The sequence below is a fragment of the Streptomyces pseudovenezuelae genome (assembly GCF_001513955.1).
GTDB lineage: Bacteria > Actinomycetota > Actinomycetes > Streptomycetales > Streptomycetaceae > Streptomyces > Streptomyces pseudovenezuelae.
Map to the genome: position 1 here is coordinate 209343 of NZ_KQ948149.1, position 23459 is coordinate 232801.

The window sequence follows — 23459 nt, forward strand, 5'->3', positions numbered from 1 at the left end:
GGATCACTGCTGGTCACCATGGGTGCGCAATCGGAACCGCTGGAGTTTGCCGGTCGCCGTGCGCGGCAGCGCGTCCAGGAAGACGATCTCGCGCGGGCATTTGTAGGGCGCCAGTTCGGCCTTGACGAAGGCGCGCAGGGCTTCCGCGTCGCGCCCGGCGCCCTCCTTGAGGACGGTGAAGGCGACGACGACCTGGCCGCGAGCCTCGTCGGCCCTTCCCACGACCGCCGCCTCGACCACGTCCGGATGCCGCAGCAGGGCATCCTCGACCTCCGGTCCGGCGATGTTGTACCCGGCGGAGATGATCATGTCGTCCGCGCGGGCCACATAGCGGAAGTACCCGTCGTTCTCGCGGATGTATGTGTCGCCGGTGATGTTCCACCCGTCGCGCACGTAGTCGCGCTGACGGGGGTCGGCGAGATAGCGGCAGCCGACGGGGCCGCGCACGGCGAGCAGCCCGGGCTCGCCGTCGGGCTGCTCGTGACCCGTCTCGTCGACCACGCGCGCGTGCCAGCCGGGCACCGGCACCCCGGTCGTCCCGGGCCGGATGTGCTCGTCGGCCGCGGAGACGAAGATGTGCAGCAGTTCGGTGGCGCCGATGCCGTTGACGATCCGCAGCCCGGTCCGCTCCCGCCAGGCCCGCCAGGTGGCCGCGGGCAGGTTCTCCCCGGCGGAGACGCAGCGGCGCAGGGACGAGAGGTCGTACGCGTCGAGCTCGTCGAGCATCGCGCGGTAGGCGGTGGGGGCGGTGAACAGGACGGAGACGCGATGCTCGGCGATCGCCGGCAGCAACTGCTTCGGATGGGCCTGTTCGAGGAGAAGGGAGCTGGCGCCCGCGCGCATCGGGAAGATCACCAGTCCGCCGAGCCCGAAGGTGAATCCAAGCGGGGGGCTGCCGGCGAAGACATCGTCCCCATGTGGTTTGAGCACATGCTTGGAGAAGGTGTCGGCTATCGCGAGCACATCCCGGTGAAAGTGCATACAGCCCTTGGGGCGCCCGGTGGTCCCGGAGGTGAAGGCGATCAGCGCCACGTCGTCGGCCGCGGTCTCCACGGCGGGGTACGGCGTCCCGGGCGCCTCGCGGTTCAGGAGGTCGTCGGGGGCGTCGCCGCCGTACGTCGTGATCCTCAGGCCCGGTATCTCGGCCTTGGCGAGGTCGTCCACGGCGCGTATGTCGCACAGGGCGTGTTCGATGCGCGCGATCTCGCACATGGTGGCCAGCTCGTGCGGGCGCTGCTGGGCCAGCACGGTCACGGCGACCGCGCCCGCCTTCAGCACCGCCAGCCAGCAGGCCGCGAGCCAGGGGGTGGTCGGGCCGCGCAGCAGGACACGGTTGCCGGGAACGACCCCGAGGTCGCCGCTGAGGAGATGCGCGAGCCGGTCCACCCGGGCGCGGAGTGTGGCGTACGTCCATGTGTCCCCGGCCGGGGTGTGGAAGACCGGGGCGTCGTCGGGCGGGCCCGTCAGGAGCTCGGCGGCACAGTTCAGCCGATCGGGGTACCGCAGCTCCGGCAGGTCGAAGCGGAGCTCCGGCCACTGGTCGGGGGGCGGGAGGTGGTCGCGCGCGAAAGTGTCGACGTGGGCCGAGACGTTCATGGCGGGTCGCCCCCTTGCCTTGTGGGCCGCGTGACCGCATGGCCGCGTGGGCCGCCTTGTGGGCGTCGATGGTGGGCTCGTACGAGGAGCGTATCGTGTTGGTGACGACAGTCAACGGCACGCGATACTGTCGTAGGGTCCTGTCGACGAGAGGGGACCGGCGATGCCCGCATTCTCGCTCGAACCGTCACAGACCGCCCGCTGTGCGGAGCTGCGTGCCCTGGCCGCGGAACGGCTGCGCCCGCTCGCGGAGAAGGCCGAGCCGGGGCATGTGAACCGTCCGCTGGTCGCGGAACTCGGTCGACTGGGCCTGCTGGAACGGCTGTTCACCGCCGGCGCCCTCGACCTCTGCCTGATGCGGGAGTCCCTCGCCCACGCCTGCACGGAGGCGGAGACGGCCCTCGCCCTCCAGGGCCTAGGTGCCCACCCCGTCCACGCCCACGGCACCCCGGCCCAGCGGGAGCGCTGGCTGCCGGCGGTCGGCGAGGGCAGTGCGGTGGCCGCGTTCGCGCTGAGCGAGCCCGGGGCCGGATCGGACGCGGCGGCGCTGTCGCTGCGGGCCGAGCCGGAAGCCGCCACGCCCGCCGGCTCGGGGGCGGACCAGCCCGTCGCCGCCCCCGACGGCCCCTCCCGCTGGCGGCTCACCGGGGAGAAGTGCTGGATCTCCAACGCCCCCGAGGCCGACTTCTACACCGTCTTCGCCCGCACCACCCCCGGCGCCGGGGCCCGCGGAGTCACCGCGTTCCTCGTACCCGCCGACCGTCCCGGACTCACCGGCACCGCCCTCGACATGCTCTCCCCGCACCCCATCGGCGCCCTCGCCTTCGACGCCGTGCCGGTGAGCGCCGACGACGTCCTCGGGGAGGTCGACCGGGGCTTCCGGGTCGCCATGGGCACCCTCAACCTCTTCCGGCCCAGCGTCGGCGCCTTCGCGCTCGGCATGGCGCAGGCGGCACTGGACGCCACCCTCGCGCACACCTCCCGACGGGACGCCTTCGGCGGCAAGCTGCGGGACCTCCAGAGCGTCGCCCACACGGTCGCCGAGATGGCCCTGCGCACGGACGCGGCCCGCCTCATGGTGTACGCGGCGGCGACGGCGTACGACGAAGGCGCCCCGGACGTGCCCAAGCGCGCGGCGATGGCGAAGCTGCTCGCCACCGAGACCGCGCAGTACGTCGTCGACACCGCCGTCCAACTCCACGGCGCCCGTGCCCTGGAGCGCGGTCACCTGCTGGAGCACCTGTACCGGGAGGTGCGCGCCCCGCGCATCTACGAAGGGGCGAGCGAGGTCCAACGGGGCATCATCGCCAAGGAGTTGTACGCCGACCTGGAGGTGCCGTGAGCGCCGAGCGCATCAACCCGCCCGAACTGTCCCCGCCCACCGGCTTCTCCCACGCGGTCGTCGCCACCGGGTCCCGGGTGGTCTTCCTCGCGGGGCAGACCGCACTCGACGCCGACGGCAAGGTGGTGGGGGAGACCCTCCCCGAGCAGTTCGAACGCGCGCTCACGAACCTGCTGACGGCTCTGCGAGCGGCCGGCGGCACGCCCGCCGACCTCGCCCGGGTCACCGTCTACGCCACCGACATCGCGGCCTATCGCACCCATGTCGGCGAACTCGGCCGCATCTGGCGGACGTTGGCGGGCCGTGACTATCCGGCGATGGCCGTCGTGGAGGTCGTACGGCTGTGGGACGACCAGGCGGCGGTGGAGCTGGACGGATTCGCCGTGCTGTCTTAGCCGCGGTGCTGACGGCGGAGGCGAGCGGTGTGGTCAGCCGGGTGACCGGCGTGGCGGTCTTCCTGAGGCCGCAGGGCTGCACGGCCGCAGGTCTGACGGCCGCACGGCTGCAGGGCCGCGCGAGTGATCAGGCGGCGACGGCCAGCGCACCGGTCGGCACCCGGTGCGGGGCGACGACGCGGCCGTCGGGCAGCAGCTCGCCGGTGTCGTCGAAGACGATCGCGCCGTCGCACAGCAGGTTCCAGCCCTGCTCGGGGTGGGCGGCGACGATGTGCGGAGTGATGTCGTCGGACGAAGCGCACGAAGACCGGTGAGAACACATGGCGCACCTCCACAGTGGGCGGACCGTCCCTATGGGGTCCGTATCCGTATGGGTAGACCATGCTCCCGTCGCGAACTCATCGGAACGGCCCGACATGAAGCGTGACAACACGCGGACAACTCTCGGACGGTTCCACGACGCTCGGTGCGGACTCGCCACCGAATGAGTGACGGTCACGGCTGTCCGGGCGGGTTCCCGGTAGCAGTGGAGGCCCCCGTTCCACTCATCCGGGAGGTACCCCGTGTCCGTTCGCCCCGCTCTCGCCGCCGCCGCCGCTGCCGGTGCCGCGCTGTTCCTGCTGGTCGCCCCCGCGCTGCCGGCGAGCGCCGCCCCGTACGAGACCGTCACCGTCGACCCCGTCGGCCGTATCGCCGAGGACGGCACCGTGACCCTGTCCGGCACCTACCGCTGCACCGCCGGTTCGGGCCCCGTGTTCGTGAGCTCCTCCGTGAGCGGGCGCTCCTCGTCGAGCCGGTACGGCATCGGCGGGACCCGCGCGCTGTGCGACGGCGTGGAGCACAGCTGGGAGAACACGGGCAAGCCCACCCAGGGCGCCCTCGAACCGGGTGCGGCGCACGTCGAGGCCACCCTCATGGAACTCAGCCTCCAGGGCGGCCTGCCGCTGCCCCGCTTCCACGCGGCCGAGCAGCGGGACATCACCCTGACGAAGGGCTGAGCCCGGCTCCCGGGCGGCGGTGGCCGCCCGTCACCGGGCGGTCATCGCACGAGCGCGATCTCCGGAGGCCACAGCACCCCGTCGGCCAACAGCAGCGCAGGGCCGAGATGCTGGGGGCACACGACCAGGGGTGGCCGGGCGTGGCAGGCGATCTCGAAGCGAGCGCGGGCGCCGCACTCCTCCCCGTCCCGCGGACCGGAGTGCCGGCTGACGCACCGCCGTGCGGGCGGGGTGTGCGCGGCCGTCACCGGACGTCCGCCTTCGCGTCGGAGACATGTTCGAGGACGGTCAGAGTCATGGTCTCCTCCTTCGGCGATCCGGCGATCCGGCGATCCGGCGCTTTGACGGGGGTGCCCTTGGTGAGGGGCCGGGTCGACGCACCCCGCATGTGTTCACGCTAGGAAGGGGCGGGGCGGGCAGCCTGTCCGGACGGCCGTTCGGGTGAGGTCCGAGAGCAGTGCTCACCAGTGAGCCGTCGGCTCGGCCCTGGGGGCGGCCCCTTCCTCAGACGGGATACGCGTGCGTCTGCGTCGCCTTGACCGCGGCCCAGACCTCCGCGCCCGGATGCAGGTCCAGTTCGGCAGCGGCCACCGTCGTGAGGTCCGCCGCGAGAGGGAGCTCGCCGGTGAGGGCGGCACGGATCTGGTCGCCGTGGGTCTCCAGGCCGGCCACTTCGCAGCGCCAGTGGTTGCGGGCGCTCGAACCGGCGGGGGGTTCGCGGTAGAGCGTCACGGCACTCGGCGGGAACGCGACGAACACGGGCCCCGTGAGGTCTTCCGTGGTCGTGAGCGCGGGCCCGGTGTCGAGGCGGACCGTGTGCCCGTCGGCCTCCCCCCGGTAGAGGTTCAGGCCGACCAGCTGGGCGATGTAGTCGGTGCGCGGATGGCGGGCGATGTGGGAGGGGGCGCCCTCCTGGACGACCTCGCCGTGTTCGACGACCACGAGACGGTCGGCGAGGACCATGGCGTCCAGCGGATCGTGCGTGACGAGTACGGCGACGGCCTCGAACTCGGCCAGGTGGCGCCGGAGTTGGGCGCGGACCTCCAGACGGGTGCGGGCGTCGAGGGCGGCCAGGGGCTCGTCGAGGAGCAGCAGCCGGGGGCGGGTGGCCAACGCGCGGGCCAGGGCGACGCGTTGGGCCTGACCACCGGACAGTTTGCGGGGCTTGGCGCCCGCGTGGGCAGCGAGACCCATACGGTCGAGCCACTCGGCGGCGCGTGCCCGTGCCTGCGCCTTGCTCGCGCCCTGGCAGCGCGGGCCGAAGGCGACGTTGTCGAGTGCGGTGAGGTGCGGGAAGAGCAGATAGTCCTGGAAGACGACACCGACCGGGCGGGACTCCGCGGGCGTCCCCTCCAACGCGGCGCCGTCCAGCCGTAGATGGCCGTCGGTGAGCGGGGTGAGCCCGGCGAGGGCGCGCAGGGCGGTGGTCTTTCCGGCGCCGTTCGGACCCAGCAGGGCGACGACCTCGCCGGGGGCGACGGACAGGGAGACGTCGAGGCGGAAGGCGCCGCGCTCCACGACCAGTCGGGCGTCGAGACCGTCCTGAGGGGCGCCCGGGGCGGTGATTCGGACTCCGCCGGTCATGGGGCGGTCACCGGACCCGTCCGTCGTCCCGCCGGAACGGTCGGTGCGGTTCGCTTGTCTCCGGCTGGTGTCTGCCCCGCGCTGCCGGTCAGTGTCGTCCGCCCGTCATCGGTGGGTGTTGGCCGCCATCTACCGGTCGGTGTCGTCTGCCCGTCACCGGTTGGTGTCTGCCAAGCGCTGCGGGTCGGTGCCGTCTGTCGGTCACCGGTTGGTGTCGGCCAAGCGCTGCCGGTTCGCGTCGTCCGCCCGTCATCGGTGGGTGTCGGCCGCCGTATACCGGTCGGTGTCGTCTGCCCGTCACCGGTCGGTGTCTGCCATGCGCCACCAGTCCGCATCGTCCGCCCGTCACCGATCGAGGTCGGCCACCCGCCACCAGTCCGCGTCGTCCGCCCGTCCCCAGTGCCGGCCGCACGACCGCCTGCTGTGTGGTGCGCGACGGCGGCGTCGGTCGCGGCGGCTGGAAGGGGGCCGGTCCGTGTCGTGCGGTGGTCGGCGGTCCGGGCGGTCCCGGTGTCGCCGCAGTCGCGCATGTCGCGCATGTCGCGCCAGACGTGCCAGTCGCGCCTCCCGTGATCCACGCTCCCGGCCGGCCCTCCGCCGTCGATCCTTGTCATCCCGTCGCCATCCAACGGTCGCGCAGCCCCGCCAGCACCGCCACCGACACGGCCAGCAGCACCAGGCTGAGGGCGATGGCCGCCTCCGGGTCGCTCTGGAGGGCGAGGTAGACGGCGAGCGGCATGGTCTGGGTACGGCCCGGGAAGTTGCCGGCGAAAGTGATCGTCGCGCCGAACTCGCCGAGCGCCCGTGCCCAGGCCAGTACGGCCCCCGCCGCCACACCCGGCGCGATCAGCGGCAGCGTGACCCGCCGGAACGCGGTGAAGCGGGAGGCGCCCAGGGTGGTCGCCGCCTCCTCGTAGCGCGGGTCGGCGGCCCGCAGCGTGCCCTCGACGCTGATGACGAGGAAGGGCATCGCGACGAACGCCTCGGCGACCACGACCCCGGCGGTGGTGAACGGCAGCGTGATCCCGAACCAGGCGTCCAGCCACTTCCCGACGACCCCGTTGCGCCCCAGCGCCATGAGCAGGGCGACACCGCCGACGACCGGCGGGAGGACCAGCGGCAGGGTGACCAGGGCACGGACCAGACCCCGGCCGGGGAACTCGACACGGGCCAGCAGCCAGGCCAGCGGGACCCCGAGCACCAGGCTCACCGCGGTCGCGGCCGTGGCGCAGACCAGGGACAGCTGGAGCGCCTGCCACACGGCTGTGCCGGTCAGCTGTTCGGGCATGGCGCGCCAGGGGGCCCGTACGAGCAGGGCGACCAGCGGCACGGTCAGGAACGCCACGCCGATCAGCGCGGGCACGAGCAGCGGCAGAGGCACACCGCGGCGCCCGCCGGGCGTCCGGACACGGCGGCGCCGCGGCCCACCCCGCAGGGGCTCGGACGCGGCAGCGGCCTTGCCGGTGGGGCTCACGGTTTCAGGAACCCGGCCCCGGTCAGCACCTTCTGGCCCTCGGCGGACCGCACGAGCGCGATGAACGCCTTCGCGGTCTCCGCGTGCTGTGTGCCCTTGAGCAGGGTGATCGGGTAGTCGTTGACGGCGTCGGCGGACTCGGGGAACTCCACGCCCTCCACCTTGTCACCCGCCGCGTGCACATCGGTCTTGTAGACGACGGCCGCGTCGGCCTCCTTCAGTTCGACCTTCGTCAGCGCGGACTTGACGTCCTGCTCGTAGGAGACCGGCGTGAGCTTCAGCTTGCTCGCATCGAGGGCCTTCTGCGCGGCGGCGCCGCAGGGCACCTCCTTGTCGCACAGCACGACCTTCAGGCTCTTGTCGGTGAGGTCCTTCAGCGAGCCGACCTTGTCCGGATTTCCGGGCAGGGTGGCGATCTCCAGCTGGTTGCGCGCGAAGGTGACGGGCGTGCCGGAGGCGCCCCCCGCGTCCGTGACGATCTTCATCGTCTTGGGGCTGGCCGAGGCGAACACGTCCGCCGGGGCGCCGCCGGTGATGCTCGCGGCCAGCGAGTCGCTGCCGCCGAAACTGAAAGTGACCTTCGTGCCCGGGTGGGCCTGCTCGAACTGCTTGCCCAGCGTCGTGAAGCTCTCCTGGAGGGAGGCGGCGGCGAAGACGGTCACCGTGCCGGAGAGCCGGCCCGAGGCGGAGGAGTCCGGCTTCGCCGACGAGGAGTCCGAGCCGGACGACGAGCAGGCGCTCAGGGCCAGCAGCGCGGCGGCACCGAGGCCGGCCGTCCGCAGGGCCCGTTGGCTCCGGCGCGCGGTAGGGGTCATCACGGGTCCACTCCCTCTGGTCCTCACGGACACGATCACCTGCGTCCCGGCGGTCCCGCTCGTCGGCGATCCGCGTGTACGTCGATCATACTGGCGCAGATGCCAGGCAAAAGTCTCCTGTCGCATCGCATGAGCCGGAAACCTGATCCTTGAGGTTGGCATGTGCGTTCGTACGGACGGTGGCGGTGCCCCTGGTCCGAGCGGCACGAAGGAATTCCGTTGCCGGCCACGAACCGAGGTGCATACGGTCGGGCCCATGGCGGACGACGAACCCACCCGCGCGGCAAGGCTGCTGGACGCCCAGGCGAAGGCGGCACGTCTCTTCGCGGAGATCGAGGCGCGCGGACTGGTCGCGCCAGGCCAGGGGGAGCGGGTGGTCAGCGACCGCATCCGGGACCTGGCGAACGACCTGTTCGGAACCACCCGGCACTGGCACAAGCGGATCGTCCGCTGCGGACCGAACACCCTCCGGCCGTACCGGGAGAACCCGCCGGACCGCGTGATCGGCGCGGACGACATCGTCTTCGCCGACTTCGGCCCGATCTTCGAGGAGTACGAGGCCGACTTCGGGCGCACCTTCGTCCTCGGCGACGACCCGGTCAAGCACCGCCTCCGCGACGACCTGCCGACGATCTTCGCGGCGGGCCGAAGCGTTTTCGAGGCCGACCCGGACATCACCGGCGCGCGGCTGTACGCCGAGGTCGAACGGCTCGCCGCCGAGTCCGGCTGGGAACTGGGCGGTTGGCACGCCGGGCACCTCGTCGGCGAGTTCCCGCACGAGTGGATCGACGGCGCCGACGTGGAGTCGTACATCACCCCCGCCAACGACACCCCACTGCGCCGCACGGACAAGGCCGGACGCCGCTGCCACTGGATCCTGGAGATCCATCTCGTCGACACCGAGCGGGAGTTCGGCGGCTTCCACGAGGAGCTGCTCACCCTCTGATCCGGGTGACGGCCCCGCTCAGGTGCGGTCGATGTGCACGTTCGTCGACTTCACGCGGGCGGTGGCCTCCACCCCGACCTCCAGGCCGAGCTCCTCCACGGCCTCCCGTGTCAGCAGCGACACCAGCCGGTGCGGGCCCGCCTGGATCTCCACCTGGGCCGCGACGTCGCCGAGCTTCACGGCGGTGACGATGCCGGGGAAGGCATTGCGGACGGACGTGCGGGACACACCCTCCTCACCACCCTCCCCCTTGGCCAGTTCCACCGAGAAGGCGGCCAGATCCTTGCCGTCGACAAGGCGCCGCCCGCCCTCGTCCCGGTGAGTGGGCACCCGCCCGGCGTCCGCCCACCGCCGCGCGGTGTCCGGGCTCACGCCGAGCAGCCGTGCGGCCTGGCCGATCGTGTAGGACTGCATACGCGCCAAGATAGGCGATCGGCGTTCCCGGCCGTGGTCGCGGGACGCCGTGCGCCCGCACACGACGCCCCCGCCCGGAAGCCCGGCGAGTACGCCGCCACCGTTCGGGACCGGGGTCCGGGCCGTCGATAAATGCCTCGACACCGGGTGGCGCGATCGGGGACGCTTCGCGCGATGACAAGAATCGATGACACGCCGCCCGCGTGGGACGAGCGCACCCAGCTCACCACGTTTCTCGACTACGCACGGGACACCGTCCGCACCAAGTGCGAGGGCGTCTCCGCGGAGAACGCACGCAAGTCGCTCCTGCCGGGCTCGCCGCTGATGACCATGAGCGGAGTGGTCAACCACCTCCGCTGGGTCGAGTACTACTGGTTCCAGGTGGTCTTCCTCGGCGAGGAGGACCAGGGCCCCTGGACCGATGAGGACCCCGACCGCGAGATGCGTATCGCCGTCGACTTTCCGCTGCCGCAGTTGCTCGACGAATACGCCGAACAGAGCGCCCGCTACCGAGAACTGGTCGCCGGGACCGACCTGGACAAGAAGGCCCAGCGAGCCACCCGCAGCGGTCTCCACGTCGACCTCCGCTGGATCATCCTCCACCTCACCGAGGAGACGGCCCGCCACAACGGCCACCTGGACATCCTGCGCGAGCTGCTCGACGGCACGACCGGCGACTAGACCTCGCCCCGAATCCCGCGCGCCGGCCGTGTGCAGAGGGAACACCTCCCTCAGATGTCCCGGAAGATCTCGATCTGCGCCCCCACCGAGTTGAGCCGCTCGGCCAGGTCCTCGTAACCGCGGTTGATGACGTAGACGTTGCGCAGCACCGACGTGCCGTCGGCCGCCATCATCGCCAGCAGGACGACCACCGCGGGGCGCAGGGCCGGCGGGCACATCATCTCGGCGGCACGCCAGCGGGTCGGGCCCTCCACCAGCACCCGGTGCGGGTCGAGGAGTTGGAGGCGTCCGCCCAGGCGGTTGAGATCCGTCAGGTAGATGGCCCGGTTGTCGTAGACCCAGTCGTGGATGAGGGTCTGGCCCTGTGCGACGGCCGCGATGGCGGCGAAGAAGGGGACGTTGTCGATGTTCAGGCCGGGGAACGGCATCGGGTGGATCTTGTCGATCGGCGCCTCCAGCTTGGAGGGGCGGACCGTGAGGTCGATCAGGCGGGTGCGGCCGTTGTCGGCGAAGTACTCCGGCGTGCGGTCGTGGTCGAGGCCCATCTCCTCCAGGACCGCGAGCTCGATCTCCAGGAACTCGATGGGCACCCGGCGCACGGTCAGCTCCGACTCCGTCACCACGGCCGCGGCCAGCAGGCTCATGGCCTCGACCGGGTCCTCGGAGGGGGAGTAGTCGACGTCCACGTCGATGTGCGGCACGCCGTGCACGGTGAGGGTGGTGGTGCCGATGCCCTCGACCCTGACGCCCAGGGCCTCCAGGAAGAAGCAGAGGTCCTGGACCATGTAGTTGGAGGAGGCGTTGCGGATGACGGTGACGCCGTCGTGGCGGGCGGCCGCGAGCAGCGCGTTCTCCGTCACGGTGTCGCCGCGCTCGGTCAGCACGATCGGACGGTCGGGACGGACCTCCCGGTCGACCCGGGCGTGGTACTGGCCCTCGGTGGCGGCGACGTCCAGACCGAACCGGCGCAGCGCGATCATGTGCGGCTCGATGGTCCGGGTGCCGAGGTCGCAGCCGCCGGCGTAGGGCAGCCGGAAGCTGTCCATGCGGTGCAGCAGCGGGCCCAGGAACATGATGATCGAGCGCGTGCGCACGGCGGCCTCGGCGTCGATGGCGCCCATGTCCAGCTCGGCCGGCGGCACCAGTTCGAGGTCGACACCGCCGTTGATCCACCGGGTGCGCACCCCGATGGAGCTCAGCACCTCCAGAAGGCGGTAGACCTCCTCGATGCGGGCGACCCTGCGCAGCACCGTGCGCCCCTTGTTGAGGAGCGAGGCGCAGAGCAGGGCCACGCACGCGTTCTTGCTCGTCTTGACGTCGATCGCGCCGGACAGCCGACGGCCGCCGACCACCCGCAGATGCATCGGGCCCGCGTAGCCCAAAGAGACGATTTCGCTGTCCAGTGCTTCACCGATACGGGCGATCATCTCAAGGCTGATGTTTTGGTTGCCGCGCTCGATGCGATTGACGGCGCTCTGACTCGTGCCGAGCGCCTCGGCAAGCTGCGACTGTGTCCAGCCCCGGTGCTGCCGGGCGTCACGGATGAGCCTGCCGATACGTACGAGGTAGTCGTCTGCCATGGGGTTGAGGCTATCTCAGATATGAGATGGCACATTCCGGGGGGTCCGTCCGGGTGAGGGGCCTCCGCGGGCCTGAAGGAGCCTCAGCGGCGCTTGGCGGTACGGGTGCGACGCCATCCGAAAGGTCCGGGCAGATCCATCGATGTCGTACGACGTCCCGTGCTGCTGTGCGTGTGCTTCGGGCCGTGGCTTCCGCCGCCGGTCGTGATGGACCAGGAGCGGCGGTTGATGTTCAGCCGCACTCCGGGAAGGATCCGGAAACTCTTGCGGAACGTGAGCGGCATGGGGGCCTCCCCTTGAAGGTCGGTCGCGTGCTTTCGACTTCGTTCGCATACCCCGGCTCGGTGAAGAGATGGCTGCCGGCTTCGCACCGCCCCGTTGTCGTGGGCGAGTTGGGGAGGTGGGGGGCGGTACGGCAGTGATGGGGCGCGTGCGGGGACGGCCGCCTGTGCCGGCGCCTGCTCATGGCGGATTCGGGGTTGCCCGGACATCGCCGCGAGGCCGGGCATGACCATCCGGGCCTCATGTACTAGAGTTATCTCGACATCGAGATATCTGCCGAGGCGTACCGCAGTCGCACGCTTTCGCTGGGTCTGGCAGTAAGGCATACCTAACTTAGCCTTACCTTAGCGGATCGGCCAAGACGGCGTGGCGGCAGGATGCGGTGGTAAGCGCACAAAAATGAAGGAGACTGTCGTGTCGGCGAACAGCTTCGACGCCCGCGCCACGCTGAGCGTGGGCGACGAGTCGTACGAGATCTTCCGGCTGGACAAGGTGGAGGGCTCGGCCCGCCTGCCGTACAGCCTCAAGGTTCTCCTGGAGAACCTGCTCCGTACCGAGGACGGCGCGAACATCACCGCCGACCACATCCGCGCCCTCGGCAGCTGGGACTCCCAGGCCCAGCCGTCGCAGGAGATCCAGTTCACGCCGGCCCGCGTGATCATGCAGGACTTCACCGGCGTGCCCTGTGTCGTCGACCTCGCCACCATGCGTGAGGCCGTCAAGGAGCTCGGCGGCGACCCCGCGAAGGTCAACCCGCTCTCCCCGGCCGAGCTGGTCATCGACCACTCCGTCATCGCCGACAAGTTCGGCACCCACGACGCGTTCGCGCAGAACGTCGAGCTGGAGTACGGCCGCAACCGCGAGCGCTACCAGTTCCTGCGCTGGGGCCAGACCGCGTTCGACGACTTCAAGGTCGTCCCGCCGGGCACCGGCATCGTCCACCAGGTGAACATCGAGCACCTGGCCCGCACGGTCATGGTCCGGAACGGTCAGGCGTACCCCGACACCCTCGTCGGCACCGACTCGCACACCACCATGGTCAACGGCCTCGGCGTGCTGGGCTGGGGCGTCGGCGGCATCGAGGCCGAGGCCGCGATGCTCGGCCAGCCGGTCTCCATGCTCATCCCGCGCGTCGTCGGCTTCAAGCTGACCGGTGAGCTCAAGCCCGGCACCACCGCCACCGACCTCGTGCTGACCATCACCGAGATGCTCCGCAAGCACGGCGTGGTCGGCAAGTTCGTCGAGTTCTACGGCGAGGGCGTCGCCGCCACCTCCCTCGCGAACCGCGCCACCATCGGCAACATGTCGCCGGAGTTCGGCTCGACCGCCGCGATCTTCCCGATCGACGACGAGACGATCAAGTACCTCAAGCTCACCGGCCGCACCGAGCAGCAGCTCGCGCTCGTCGAGGCGTACGCCAAGGAGCAGGGCCTCTGGCTGGACCCGAAGGCCGAGCCGGACTTCTCCGAGAAGCTGGAGCTCGACCTCTCCACGGTCGTCCCCTCCATCGCCGGCCCGAAGCGCCCGCAGGACCGCATCGTCCTCGCGAACGCCGCCGAGCAGTTCAAGCAGGACGTCCGCAACTACGTCGACGACGTCGACGAGTCCGGCAAGGAGTCCTTCCCGGCCTCCGACGCCCCGGCCGTGGCCCCGAACGGCGCCCCGTCCAACCCGGTCACCGTGACCGCCCCCGACGGCTCGACGTACGAGATCGACCACGGCGCGGTGACGGTCGCGGCCATCACCTCCTGCACCAACACCTCGAACCCGTACGTCATGGTCGCCGCCGCGCTGGTCGCGAAGAAGGCCGTGGAGAAGGGCCTGACCCGCAAGCCGTGGGTCAAGACCACCCTCGCCCCGGGTTCCAAGGTCGTCACCGACTACTTCGACAAGGCGGGGCTCACCCCCTACCTCGACAAGGTCGGCTTCAACCTCGTCGGCTACGGCTGCACCACCTGCATCGGCAACTCCGGCCCGCTGCCGGAGGAGGTCTCCAAGGCCGTCAACGACCACGACCTCGCGGTGACCTCAGTCCTCTCCGGCAACCGGAACTTCGAGGGCCGTATCAACCCCGACGTCAAGATGAACTACCTGGCCTCCCCGCCACTGGTCGTCGCGTACGCCCTCGCGGGTTCCATGAAGGTGGACATCACCAAGGACGCGCTCGGTGTCGACCAGGACGGCAACGCCGTCTACCTGAAGGACATCTGGCCCTCCGAGGCCGAGGTCAACGACGTCGTGGCGAACGCCATCGGCGAGGACATGTTCAACAAGTCCTACTCCGACGTCTTCGCGGGCGACGCCCAGTGGCAGGCGCTGCCGATCCCGACCGGCAACACCTTCGAGTGGGACGCCGAGTCGACCTACGTCCGCAAGCCCCCGTACTTCGAGGGCATGACGATGGAGACCACCCCGGTCTCCGACATCACCGGCGCCCGCGTGCTCGCCAAGCTCGGCGACTCGGTGACGACCGACCACATCTCGCCCGCCGGTGCCATCAAGGCCGACACCCCGGCCGGCAAGTACCTCACCGAGCACGGTGTGGAGCGTCGTGACTTCAACTCCTACGGCTCCCGCCGAGGCAACCACGAGGTCATGATCCGCGGCACGTTCGCCAACATCCGCCTGCGCAACCAGATCGCGCCGGGCACCGAGGGCGGCTACACCCGCGACTTCACCCAGGACGGCGGTCCGGTGTCGTTCATCTACGACGCCTCCCGCAACTACATCGAGCAGGGCATCCCGCTGGCCATCCTGGCCGGCAAGGAGTACGGCTCCGGCTCGTCCCGCGACTGGGCCGCCAAGGGCACCGCGCTCCTCGGCGTCAAGGCCGTCATCGCCGAGTCGTACGAGCGCATCCACCGCTCGAACCTCATCGGCATGGGCGTCCTGCCGCTCCAGTTCCCCGAGGGCCAGTCCGCCGCGACCCTCGGTCTGACCGGCGAGGAGACCTTCTCCTTCACCGGCGTCGAGGAGCTCAACAACGGCACCACGCCGCGCACGGTCAAGGTCACCACCGACACGGGCGTCGAGTTCGACGCGGTCGTCCGCATCGACACCCCCGGTGAGGCCGACTACTACCGCAACGGCGGCATCATGCAGTACGTGCTGCGGTCCCTGATCCGCAAGTAAGTCCTTTCGGGCGCCTGAGGGCCGCACTCCCGTGACGGGGGTGCGGCCCTTCGCCGTACCCCCGTCCACGCGGGTCATCACCCACCCTCAGGTGGAACACAGGATTCCCTCAGCGGGCGGGGACACGATCGGTACATGACTGGCACATCCGGGCCGCGCACCGGCCGCGTACGCGTGCTCATCGTCGACGACGAGCCGGCACTCGACGAAGTGCTGTCCGTCGCCGTCGCCGTCGCCGTCGCCTTCACGTTCACCGAGGCGGGCCGGCGCCCCTGCCCGGCGCTCGACTGCCCGGCCCTCGACGGACGGAGCGCGCCGCGGACCGCCCGCGACGCTCTGGAGCACCGGCTCGACGGACCGGAGGCCGGCGCCTACGACTCCGTCCAGGTGCTCGGCGACCTGGTCATGGGCGAGGACACCCGCGAAGTGCGCCGCGCGGGCGTGCCCGTCCGGCTCACCGCGAAGGAGCACGACCGGCTCGGTCCGCTGCTCGCACACCCGTGCCCGGACGCCATCAGGGCAGCGGAGGACGGGAGATGAGCCGGCGACCGAACACGGGGACGCGCACCCGGCCCACGAACACGAGGACGCGCGCCCGGTCCCTCCGCACCCGCCTGCTCGTGTTCGTCAGCGCCACGCTGGTCGTCGTCTGCGTCGCGATGGGACTGATCACGAACCTCTTTCAACGTGCCTATCTGATGGGCGACTTGGACGACCGGGTCCGCGACACCGCCGAACGGGCCCTGGAGGGAGCCTCGTTGCACCAGAACACCGAGGACGACCTGGCCTTTCTGCGGGAGTCCGGGCAGCCCGCCGGGATGCTCGCCGCCCGGCTGGACGAGGACGGTGCCCTCGTCTCCGCGGCCGTCGTAGCCCCGGACGCCCCGACCCGCCACCTCAGCACCGGCCAGCGCACCGCCCTGTCCGGGATCCGGGCGGACGGTGCGACGCACACCCGCACCGTGCCCGGCCTCGGCACCTACCGGGTCACTGCCCTCGGGAGCGGAGACGTCCGGGTCCTCGCCGGCCTGCCGATGGACGACGTCCAGGACATGATCAGCGGACTGGTGATGATCGAGGCGGGCGTCGCCGTGGCCGGGCTCGCCGCCGCCGGCTGCGTCTGCGCGGTGGTCATACGACGGCAACTGCGCCCCCTCGGCCGGGTCGCCGCCACCGCCGCCGAGGTCTCCCGCGCCCCGCTCGGACACGGCGAGGTCACCGCACTGACCCGGGTGCCCGCACGGGACACCGACCCCGGCAGCGAGGCCGGCCAGGTCGGGGCCGCGCTCAACCACCTTCTCGACCATGTGGAGTCCTCGCTCGCCGAGCGGCAACGCGACGAGGAGCGGATGCGGAGCAGCGAGGAACGCATGCGGCGCTTCCTGGCCGACGCCAGCCACGAACTGCGGACACCGCTCGCCTCGATCGCCGGGTACGCCGAGCTGATGAACCGCGGCACCGGCCGCGTCGAACCCGTACTGGCCTGGCGCCGGGTCTCGGCGGAGTCGGCCCGGATGACGGGCCTCGTGGAGGACCTGCTCCTGCTCGCCCGCCTCGACGAGGGCCGCCCCCTCCAGTCCGGGGAGGTGGACCTGGCGGCCCTGGTCGCGGAGGCGGTGTGGGACGCGCGGTCGGCGGGCCCCGGCCACGACTGGCAGCTCGAACTGAACCTGGAAGCACCGGTGTCGGTGATCGGCGACGAGGTCCGGCTGCACCAGGTGGTGGCCGGCCTCCTGTCCAACGCGAGGCTGCACACCCCGTCCGGCACGAGGGTGACGGCCTCGGTGGAGGCCGCGGACGGGCGATGTGTGATCCGCGTCCGCGACAACGGCCCCGGCATCGCTCCGGCCCTCCTTCCCACGGTCTTCGAACGCTTCACCCGCGCGGACACCTCCCGCTCGCGCGCCGACGCCCATTCCGGCGGATCGGGTCTGGGGCTGGCCATCGCGGCGGCGGTCTCGGCGGCACACGGTGGCCGCATCCAGGTGAACAGCGTCCCCGGACGCACCGAGTTCACGATCGACCTCCCGGCGGCCGTGGAGAGGGGGACGGAGACGCGAGCGGTGTCCGGCAACGGCGCGTCGGTGTAACTCCCTTACGAGGAACCGGAGTCGGACGAGGGCTTATGAACGGCGACGGGTGCTCGTGGACGGTGACGGGATGTTCATGGATGGTGACGACGGCCGGGTCCGGTGTCAGCTCGCCGGTGCGAACGCGCTGATCGCGTCGGCGAGCCGGGCCGGTGCCTCCAGCGGGATCAGGTGGCCCGAGTCCGGGATCACCACGAGGTCGGCCACGGAGAGGTAGGGCATCAGGTGGTCGCGGAGCACGTCGACGGGCTCGACCCGGTCGTGCTCTCCGGCGACGACGAGAGCGGGGACGTCGATCATCCGGGTGTGCTCGCAGACGTCCTCCGCGATGCCGCGCAACGGCCACTCCAGCCGGGCCGCGTCGGTCCCGGCCAGCGAATCGGCCAGGATCTGCGACTTGATCGGTTCGGGCAGCTCGGTCGCGGTCAGGACGTGGTCCCGTGCGCCGGCGACGGACTCCTCGGAGTCGTAGGCGTGGGAGAGCCCTTCGCGGTGTTCGGCGGTGACCGTCGGGGCGGGCTTCGCCGGAGCGGAACCGACGAGGACGATCCCGCGGAGGCCGACGGGCCGGGTCGCCGCGACCAGCTGAGCGACCTTGCCGCCCATGGAGTGTCCGACGAGGACGAAGTCGGTGACCCCCGCGTCGGCGAGCACGGCGAGCGTGTCGTCCGCGAGCCGGCGGAGCGTGCAGGGGCCGTCCAGACCGCGCGAGCGGCTCCACCCGCGGAAGTCGACGGTGAGCGCGGCGCGACCCGCGAGGCGGTCGACGACAAGGTCCCAGGTGCGGGCCGAACCACCCCAGTAGTGGAGGAACACCAGGGTCGGTCCGGTCCCCGGACGGTGGTCATAAGTGGGCAGCAGCGACTGCTGGGTCGTGTTCATGATGACTCTTTCGCTCGGTACGCAGGGCTAGCGTTTCCTGCTTTCCATTGCACCCTCCCGCCCGCTCCGAGGCATCGGCACGACTGGACGGGGCATGGTGGAAACTGGACACATGACCGTGATCCGGCAGATGACCTACCAGCCCGTCGGAGGCCGGGCGGCCGCCGTGGAGACGATGACGTTCGACCGGCTTCGGCAACTGAACGACGGCGGGACACAGCGTGCCGACTTCCACGTCCTGGCCGTCGTCGACGCCGGGCACGGATCCGTCACGGTGGACTTCCTCCGGCACCGGATCGAGAAGCGGTCCGCGGTGTGGGTCGCCCCGGGAGCGGTGCACCGATGGGACGACATCGCGGACGTGACAGGGCACCTGGTGCTGTTCGTCCCCACCGCACCGGTCACCCACGTCACCCGAGAACTCGTCGCGTCCCCGGACCCGCTCGCGCACTGGAACATCCCCGCCGCCGACTGGCCGTACGTCGACACCGCCCGCGACCATCTCCTCCTGGAGGCATCCGCTCCACCCGGGGACGCCTCGGCGGAGCTACCCGGGATCCTGCTCTCCGCGCTCATCGCCCGGCTCCGGCCACCGCGCGCCGAGGAGACGTCCGCGCACCCGGTGTTCCGGCTCTTCCGGTCCGGCGTCGAAGCGCACTTCCGCGAACATCACGACGCCGGCCACTACGCCCGGGCACTGGGATACGCCCCTCGGACCCTCTCACGAGCGGTGCAGCAGGCCACCGGCCGCACCGCGAAGGCGTACATCGTCGACCGGCTCGTCCTGGAAGCCAAACGGCTCCTCGCCCACGACCGTCTCACCGCGGCAGGCTGCGCCGAGGCACTCGGCTTCCCCGACGCGTCCAACTTCTCGGTGTTCTTCCTGAAGGCGACGGGTATGCGGCCGGGTGCGTGGCAGGCGGGGGCGGCCGTCGAGTGAGGGCGCGCACCCGCCCCGATCGAAAACCAGTGGATCAGCACCACCGGTCGTCGCTACCGTGCTGCCGAATCGACTCGACTTGAATCGCCGAGGCAAGGACGTGCCGTTGTACACCCTGTGAGAACCCCCAAGCGCTGATCGGTCGCGCGTCGCACCTGTGCGCCGCGCTGCTTCTTGCTGCGGACTTCTCACTGAAACCGGTGTACCTACGTGCTCACCAACTGGGTGGTCATGCCCACCTGCCTTCCGCTCGTCCTCCGCCGTTGCCACACGTGCGCGTCGGACCGCTTCCGGGCCGACGGCAGGTTCCGGGTCAACGCGAACCACAAGCTCCTCGACATCTGGCTTCTCGTGCTCTGCACCACCTGCGGGGAAACAGCGAAACTCACGGTCCTGGAGCGGACGCATGTGCGTTCCGTCCGACCTGGACTGCTGGACCGGCTGCACGACAACGACCCTGCTCTCGCAGCCGAGTTGCTGCAGGACCCGGTCGTGCGGCGCCGTAACCGCATAGCCCTGGACTGGAACGACGCCTGGCGTCTCGACACCGGCGGATCGGCTCACCTGGACCGCGAGGTGATCGACGTCTCGGTCCGCTTCGTGGCTCGGATCCCCGTCCGTCCGGTGCGGCTGATCGCCGAAGGCTGCGGCCTGTCCCGGGCGGAGGTGGAACGGCTGATCACGGAGGGGAATCTGGTCTCCGTGGCCCGGCTGAACGCCAGACTCTCCGGCGACTTCACCTTCACGCTCAAGCGCTGAGCCCTTGTCGGCGCCCGGGGCCCGGCCGGCCGGGCCCCGGGCGCCGCATCAGGAGCGCGGTGTGTCGGCGTACGACGGGACGGCGCAGGACCGACGACGAGCCCCCAACTCCCGCCCTCATCCCTACCCTTACCGAGTGACCACCCCCGACCCCCTGCACCGGGCTCTCCACGCACCCGGCCCCCGCCCCCTCCCCGACGAGGCCGCCAGGCTCCTGCGAACGCTGGACGCGCCACCCCGCCTGGCGGCCCACCTGAGACTCGTGCACGACGTGGCGTACGAGCTTGTCGAGTGGCTCGCGGCGCGCTGTCCGGGGCTCCAACTGGACCGTGAGGCAGTCCTGTTCGGCGCCGCGACGCACGACGTGGGAAAGACCGCACACGTCCGCGAACTCTCCGGCCCGGGCTCCGCACACGAGGAGACCGGCCGTGAACTCCTCCTGGCCCACGGCGTCACCCCCGACCGCGCCCGCTTCGCCGCCACGCACGCGGCCTGGACCCTCCCGGACATCGGACTCGAAGACCTGCTCGTCAGCGTCGCCGACAAGATCTGGAAGAACAAGCGGGTGCCGGAACTGGAGGACCTCGTGGTCAGGAGGCTGGCCGAGGCGAGCGGCCGCACGGTGTGGGAGGAGTTCCTGGCCCTCGACGACACGCTGACGGCCGTAGGAGAGCGAGCGGAGGAGCGACTGGCCTTCCAGACCGCCCACCCGGTGTGAGGGGTGGGTTGGCACCGCGGGACGTCCGACCCCGGTGCGGCTGCCGGTCGGGGTATTCCGACTGCGGGCACGGGGTGTGGCCGGGCGGCACGTCTCCGAGACGGTCCACTCGGTGTGCCCGGTCGGCGCGACCCCGGATGCCCCGCCCGGTGCGGCGGCTCGACCCACGTCCCGGAGGCCCGGCCGTGGCCCCCTGCGGCTGAGATCTCCGGACAACGGGACGGTGTGGCCGGTGGGCGGGATTTCGATACGGATCACCCGGGGTGGCGACCGGCACGGCTCCGACAACGGTCCACCTGGTGTGGTGAGTTGACAGGGTTCCGCATCCGCACCGGCCTCTCCGGCGGGGCTGCTCGCCCCGTCTTCCGGGGCTCGGCTTGACTCCGATAACGGTCGGCCTGGTGTGGTGAGTTGGCAGGGTTCCGCATCCGCACCGGCCTCTCCGGCGGGGCTGCTCGCCCCGTCTTCCGGGGCTCGGCTTGACTCCGATAACGGTCCGCCTGGTGTGGTGAGTTGGCGAAATTCCGCCACGCCCCCGCTCGGTGTGGCTGCTCGACCGACTTTCCGGAGGCCCAGCCATGGCCCCGGAGATGAGGCCTCCGGGCAATCAGTCGGTGGGCCCCTGGAGGGGTCCGCTTGGTCTGGTGGGTCGGCGTGACTTCGAGGCGGCCCCGGGGTGCCCGGCCGAACGACTCCGGGCTGGTTCACCTGGTGTGACCGTTCGGTGGGCTTCCGGGATGCCCCGCCCGGTGTGGCCGCTCGCCGACCTTCCGGAGACCCGGCAGGGGCCCCGGGGGCGAGGCCTCCGGGCAACCAGTCGGTGTGACCAGTCGGTGGGCCCCTGGAGGGGTCCGCTTGGTCTGGTGGGTCGGCGTGGCTTCGAGGCGGCCCCGGGGTGCCCGGCCGAACGACTCCGGGCTGGTTCATCTGGTGTGACCGTTCGGTGGGCTTCCGGGATACCCCAATGCCCCACCCAGTGCGTTCACTCGGCCGACCTTCCGGAAGCCCGACCAGGGCCCCGCGGCCGACGCCTCCAGCCAACCGACCCCTGCGACAGTCAGCGGAACTCCGAGACGACCCACCGGATACGAGCACCCGACCGGACTCCGAGACGGCCCACCCGCTGAGACCGCTCAACCGGACTCCCCAACAGCCCACCGCGGTGCGCTCCTTCGCCCCACTCCTCAGACGCCCCGGCATGCCCGAACGGCTGAGCCCGCCAGCCAACCCACCCCTGCGGTCGCGCATCCCCACGCATCCCCCCCGACAACTCACCCACTACAGCCGCGGATCCTCCTCGCGCACCCCACCCCGGCCCTCCCACCCCGCACCCCACGCAGTCACCCCCTGATACACCCCGCCCACCCCAATCCCCCCGCCACCTGTTTACAGTCGCCCCACTTCGCGCTACCTTCCGCAACACGTGGGGTGGGAGCGCTCCCATGCGGACGGACCGGAACCCGCCCGCGTGAAGCTCTCACCCCACGGCAATCACACACACCCCGCACGGCCCGTACCTCAAGGAACGGACTGGATTGTCATGATCCTGACAAAGTTATCGAGGGTGACCCGTCGCAAAGCCCTCTTCCTGGTCCTCGTCTCCCTCCTGGCCACCATTCCCGCCCTCAGCCTGGTCCTCACGGCCGGCACCAAGGCCGAGGCCCACGGCACCCCGATGAAGCCCGCCAGCCGTACCTTCCTGTGCTGGCAGGACGCGCTGACCGACACCGGTGAGATCAAACCGGTCAACCCGGCCTGCAAGAACGCGCAGGCGGTCAGCGGCACCACCCCGTTCTACAACTGGTTCTCCGTGCTCCGCTCGGACGGCGCCGGCCGCACCCGCGGCTTCGTCCCGGACGGCCAGCTGTGCAGCGGCGGCAACACCAACTTCACCGGCTTCAACGCCGCCCGCGACGACTGGCCGCTCACCCACCTCACCGCGGGCAAGACGGTCGACTTCTCCTACAACGCCTGGGCCGCGCACCCGGGTTGGTTCTACGTCTACGTCACCAAGGACGGCTTCGACCCGAAGAAGACCCTCACCTGGGACGACATGGAGTCCCAGCCGTTCCTCAGTGTCGACCACCCGCCGCTCAACGGCAGCCCGGGCACGGTCGAGGCCAACTACTCCTGGACCGGCCAGCTTCCGGCGAACAAGTCCGGCCGCCACATCATCTACATGGTCTGGCAGCGTTCGGACAGCGCGGAGACCTTCTACTCCTGCTCCGACGTCGTCTTCGACGGCGGCAACGGCGAGGTCACCGGCATCCATGAGCCGGGCAACCCGACCGAACCGGTACCGGGCACCTGCACGGCCACCCGTAAGACCACGGGCAGTTGGAGCGGCGGCTACCAGTCCGAGGTGACCGTCACCAACTCCGGCGACGTCCCGATGCTGGGCTGGATGGTCGACTGGAGCCTGCCGGCCGGACAGAAGGTCGACAGTCTCTGGAACGGCAACGCCACGTACACCGGCCAGGACGTGATGGTCCACAACGCCAACTGGAACGGCTCACTCAGTCCGGGGCAGAGCACGACGTTCGGCTACGTCGTCACCGGCTCCGGCGGCGACACGGCCACGACCCTTCCCTGCCGGGTCGGCTGAGCAACCGTCAGGACGCGTTCGAACCCTCCGCTCAGGGCGGACCCGGTGGGGCTGTGCGCCACCGGGTCCGCGAGCCGTGCCGGCACGAGGGGGGTGATGGCCGACGCGGATGGTGCATGGCTTGTGACGACCCGACGCGCGACAACGTTGTCGAGTGGTCTATACATGACTCTACCGCGCCAACGGACAACGATGTCAAATAAGTTGGGGAATTGGCCGGGACCGG

The 23459-nt window shown here is 70.9% G+C and carries 22 protein-coding genes; 12 read left to right on the forward strand and 10 right to left on the reverse strand.

All coding sequences use genetic code 11. The features are described from left to right. Nucleotides 1-3: 3 nt before the first annotated feature. Nucleotides 4-1596, reverse strand: coding sequence for an AMP-binding protein (locus AQI94_RS25285; protein WP_031057453.1), 1593 nt, complete (start codon nucleotides 1594-1596; stop codon nucleotides 4-6). A 163-nt stretch (nucleotides 1597-1759) separates the two neighbouring features. Here AQI94_RS25285 and AQI94_RS25290 point away from each other — a divergent pair, with 163 nt between their 5' ends. Continuing rightward, nucleotides 1760-2938 carry an acyl-CoA dehydrogenase family protein gene (locus AQI94_RS25290; protein ID WP_031057447.1) on the forward strand — a complete coding sequence of 393 codons (1179 nt, stop codon included), beginning with the start codon at nucleotides 1760-1762 and terminating at the stop codon, nucleotides 2936-2938. Then, nucleotides 2935-3333 carry a RidA family protein gene (locus AQI94_RS25295; protein WP_031057445.1) on the forward strand — a complete coding sequence of 133 codons (399 nt, stop codon included), beginning with the start codon at nucleotides 2935-2937 and terminating at the stop codon, nucleotides 3331-3333. Before AQI94_RS25290 ends, AQI94_RS25295 begins: the two co-directional genes overlap by 4 nt. 127 nt (nucleotides 3334-3460) lie before the next feature. Here the strand turns inward: AQI94_RS25295 and AQI94_RS25300 are convergent, their stop codons facing one another. Next, a complete protein-coding gene (locus AQI94_RS25300; RefSeq protein WP_031057442.1) occupies nucleotides 3461-3655 on the reverse strand; it encodes a DUF5999 family protein in 195 nt (64 codons plus the stop codon). A gap of 241 nt (nucleotides 3656-3896) precedes the next feature. Between AQI94_RS25300 and AQI94_RS25305 the strand changes: the two genes are divergently transcribed. Beyond that, nucleotides 3897-4331: a DUF6299 family protein gene (locus tag AQI94_RS25305; RefSeq protein WP_031057439.1), complete on the forward strand. Its 435-nt coding sequence runs from the start codon at nucleotides 3897-3899 to the stop codon at nucleotides 4329-4331. 244 nt (nucleotides 4332-4575) lie between these two features. On the opposite strand, the gene AQI94_RS44660 is transcribed toward AQI94_RS25305, so the two are convergent. The 4 genes from AQI94_RS44660 to modA form a co-directional block, all read right to left on the reverse strand. Then, nucleotides 4576-4719, reverse strand: a complete 144-nt coding sequence (locus AQI94_RS44660; protein WP_158806425.1) for a hypothetical protein — start codon at nucleotides 4717-4719, stop codon at nucleotides 4576-4578. Nucleotides 4720-4835: 116 nt separating this feature from the next. Next, nucleotides 4836-5915, reverse strand: a complete 1080-nt coding sequence (locus tag AQI94_RS25315; RefSeq protein WP_031057433.1) for an ABC transporter ATP-binding protein — start codon at nucleotides 5913-5915, stop codon at nucleotides 4836-4838. Nucleotides 5916-6525: 610 nt separating this feature from the next. Continuing rightward, nucleotides 6526-7389, reverse strand: coding sequence for a molybdate ABC transporter permease subunit (gene modB / locus AQI94_RS25320; RefSeq protein ID WP_031057428.1), 864 nt, complete (start codon nucleotides 7387-7389; stop codon nucleotides 6526-6528). Then, nucleotides 7386-8204, reverse strand: coding sequence for a molybdate ABC transporter substrate-binding protein (gene modA / locus AQI94_RS25325; RefSeq protein ID WP_031057424.1), 819 nt, complete (start codon nucleotides 8202-8204; stop codon nucleotides 7386-7388). The genes modB and modA overlap by 4 nt, the downstream gene beginning before the upstream one ends. A gap of 256 nt (nucleotides 8205-8460) precedes the next feature. Between modA and AQI94_RS25330 the strand changes: the two genes are divergently transcribed. Further along, complete coding sequence (locus tag AQI94_RS25330; RefSeq protein WP_031057421.1) at nucleotides 8461-9150, forward strand: M24 family metallopeptidase; 690 nt, start codon at nucleotides 8461-8463, stop codon at nucleotides 9148-9150. 18 nt (nucleotides 9151-9168) lie between these two features. Here AQI94_RS25330 and AQI94_RS25335 read toward each other — a convergent pair whose 3' ends face one another. Continuing rightward, nucleotides 9169-9564 carry a TOBE domain-containing protein gene (locus tag AQI94_RS25335; RefSeq protein ID WP_031057417.1) on the reverse strand — a complete coding sequence of 132 codons (396 nt, stop codon included), beginning with the start codon at nucleotides 9562-9564 and terminating at the stop codon, nucleotides 9169-9171. A gap of 174 nt (nucleotides 9565-9738) precedes the next feature. On the opposite strand from AQI94_RS25335, the gene AQI94_RS25340 reads away from it, so the two are divergent. Then, entirely contained in the window at nucleotides 9739-10245 is a 507-nt protein-coding gene (locus AQI94_RS25340) for a DinB family protein (protein ID WP_031057415.1), read from the forward strand. A gap of 50 nt (nucleotides 10246-10295) precedes the next feature. On the opposite strand, the gene AQI94_RS25345 is transcribed toward AQI94_RS25340, so the two are convergent. Continuing rightward, entirely contained in the window at nucleotides 10296-11825 is a 1530-nt protein-coding gene (locus tag AQI94_RS25345; RefSeq protein WP_031057411.1) for a helix-turn-helix domain-containing protein, read from the reverse strand. A gap of 83 nt (nucleotides 11826-11908) precedes the next feature. Beyond that, the gene (locus tag AQI94_RS25350) at nucleotides 11909-12109 is read right to left on the reverse strand and encodes a DUF4236 domain-containing protein (RefSeq protein ID WP_031057408.1); all 201 of its coding nucleotides are present in this window, start codon (nucleotides 12107-12109) and stop codon (nucleotides 11909-11911) included. A 412-nt stretch (nucleotides 12110-12521) separates the two neighbouring features. Between AQI94_RS25350 and acnA the strand changes: the two genes are divergently transcribed. The 3 genes from acnA (at nucleotide 12522) to AQI94_RS25365 (ending at nucleotide 17329) form a co-directional block, all read left to right on the forward strand. Beyond that, nucleotides 12522-15239: an aconitate hydratase AcnA gene (acnA, locus tag AQI94_RS25355; RefSeq protein WP_031057405.1), complete on the forward strand. Its 2718-nt coding sequence runs from the start codon at nucleotides 12522-12524 to the stop codon at nucleotides 15237-15239. A 135-nt stretch (nucleotides 15240-15374) separates the two neighbouring features. After that, nucleotides 15375-15779, forward strand: a complete 405-nt coding sequence (locus AQI94_RS25360; protein ID WP_225890260.1) for a response regulator transcription factor — start codon at nucleotides 15375-15377, stop codon at nucleotides 15777-15779. After that, complete coding sequence (locus AQI94_RS25365; RefSeq protein WP_031057398.1) at nucleotides 15776-17329, forward strand: sensor histidine kinase; 1554 nt, start codon at nucleotides 15776-15778, stop codon at nucleotides 17327-17329. Before AQI94_RS25360 ends, AQI94_RS25365 begins: the two co-directional genes overlap by 4 nt. A 105-nt stretch (nucleotides 17330-17434) precedes the next feature. On the opposite strand, the gene AQI94_RS25370 is transcribed toward AQI94_RS25365, so the two are convergent. Further along, a complete protein-coding gene (locus AQI94_RS25370) occupies nucleotides 17435-18211 on the reverse strand; it encodes an alpha/beta fold hydrolase (protein WP_031057395.1) in 777 nt (258 codons plus the stop codon). A gap of 112 nt (nucleotides 18212-18323) precedes the next feature. Here AQI94_RS25370 and AQI94_RS25375 point away from each other — a divergent pair, with 112 nt between their 5' ends. From AQI94_RS25375 to AQI94_RS25390, 4 genes are all read left to right on the forward strand, one after another. After that, nucleotides 18324-19151 carry a helix-turn-helix domain-containing protein gene (locus AQI94_RS25375; protein WP_031057392.1) on the forward strand — a complete coding sequence of 276 codons (828 nt, stop codon included), beginning with the start codon at nucleotides 18324-18326 and terminating at the stop codon, nucleotides 19149-19151. Between the two features lie 210 nt (nucleotides 19152-19361). After that, complete coding sequence (locus AQI94_RS25380; RefSeq protein ID WP_031057390.1) at nucleotides 19362-19910, forward strand: DUF1062 domain-containing protein; 549 nt, start codon at nucleotides 19362-19364, stop codon at nucleotides 19908-19910. 136 nt (nucleotides 19911-20046) lie between these two features. Continuing rightward, nucleotides 20047-20628 carry an HD domain-containing protein gene (locus AQI94_RS25385; RefSeq protein ID WP_051832819.1) on the forward strand — a complete coding sequence of 194 codons (582 nt, stop codon included), beginning with the start codon at nucleotides 20047-20049 and terminating at the stop codon, nucleotides 20626-20628. Between the two features lie 1540 nt (nucleotides 20629-22168). After that, nucleotides 22169-23233, forward strand: coding sequence for a lytic polysaccharide monooxygenase auxiliary activity family 9 protein (locus AQI94_RS25390; protein ID WP_031057385.1), 1065 nt, complete (start codon nucleotides 22169-22171; stop codon nucleotides 23231-23233). The last annotated feature ends 226 nt before the right edge of the window (nucleotides 23234-23459 follow it).

Coding starts and splice junctions, on each gene's coding strand:
- AQI94_RS25350 (WP_031057408.1), bottom strand. CDS start 12,109: ATGCCGCTCACGTTCCGCAAGAGTTTCCGGATCCTTCCCGGAGTGCGG.
- AQI94_RS25330 (WP_031057421.1), top strand. CDS start 8,461: ATGGCGGACGACGAACCCACCCGCGCGGCAAGGCTGCTGGACGCCCAG.
- AQI94_RS25300 (WP_031057442.1), bottom strand. CDS start 3,655: ATGTGTTCTCACCGGTCTTCGTGCGCTTCGTCCGACGACATCACTCCG.
- AQI94_RS25365 (WP_031057398.1), top strand. CDS start 15,776: ATGAGCCGGCGACCGAACACGGGGACGCGCACCCGGCCCACGAACACG.
- AQI94_RS25335 (WP_031057417.1), bottom strand. CDS start 9,564: ATGCAGTCCTACACGATCGGCCAGGCCGCACGGCTGCTCGGCGTGAGC.
- modA (WP_031057424.1), bottom strand. CDS start 8,204: ATGACCCCTACCGCGCGCCGGAGCCAACGGGCCCTGCGGACGGCCGGC.
- AQI94_RS25390 (WP_031057385.1), top strand. CDS start 22,169: ATGATCCTGACAAAGTTATCGAGGGTGACCCGTCGCAAAGCCCTCTTC.
- AQI94_RS25375 (WP_031057392.1), top strand. CDS start 18,324: ATGACCGTGATCCGGCAGATGACCTACCAGCCCGTCGGAGGCCGGGCG.
- AQI94_RS25340 (WP_031057415.1), top strand. CDS start 9,739: ATGACAAGAATCGATGACACGCCGCCCGCGTGGGACGAGCGCACCCAG.
- AQI94_RS25370 (WP_031057395.1), bottom strand. CDS start 18,211: ATGAACACGACCCAGCAGTCGCTGCTGCCCACTTATGACCACCGTCCG.
- AQI94_RS44660 (WP_158806425.1), bottom strand. CDS start 4,719: ATGCGGGGTGCGTCGACCCGGCCCCTCACCAAGGGCACCCCCGTCAAA.
- AQI94_RS25315 (WP_031057433.1), bottom strand. CDS start 5,915: ATGACCGGCGGAGTCCGAATCACCGCCCCGGGCGCCCCTCAGGACGGT.
- AQI94_RS25360 (WP_225890260.1), top strand. CDS start 15,375: ATGACTGGCACATCCGGGCCGCGCACCGGCCGCGTACGCGTGCTCATC.
- AQI94_RS25345 (WP_031057411.1), bottom strand. CDS start 11,825: ATGGCAGACGACTACCTCGTACGTATCGGCAGGCTCATCCGTGACGCC.
- AQI94_RS25285 (WP_031057453.1), bottom strand. CDS start 1,596: ATGAACGTCTCGGCCCACGTCGACACTTTCGCGCGCGACCACCTCCCG.
- AQI94_RS25290 (WP_031057447.1), top strand. CDS start 1,760: ATGCCCGCATTCTCGCTCGAACCGTCACAGACCGCCCGCTGTGCGGAG.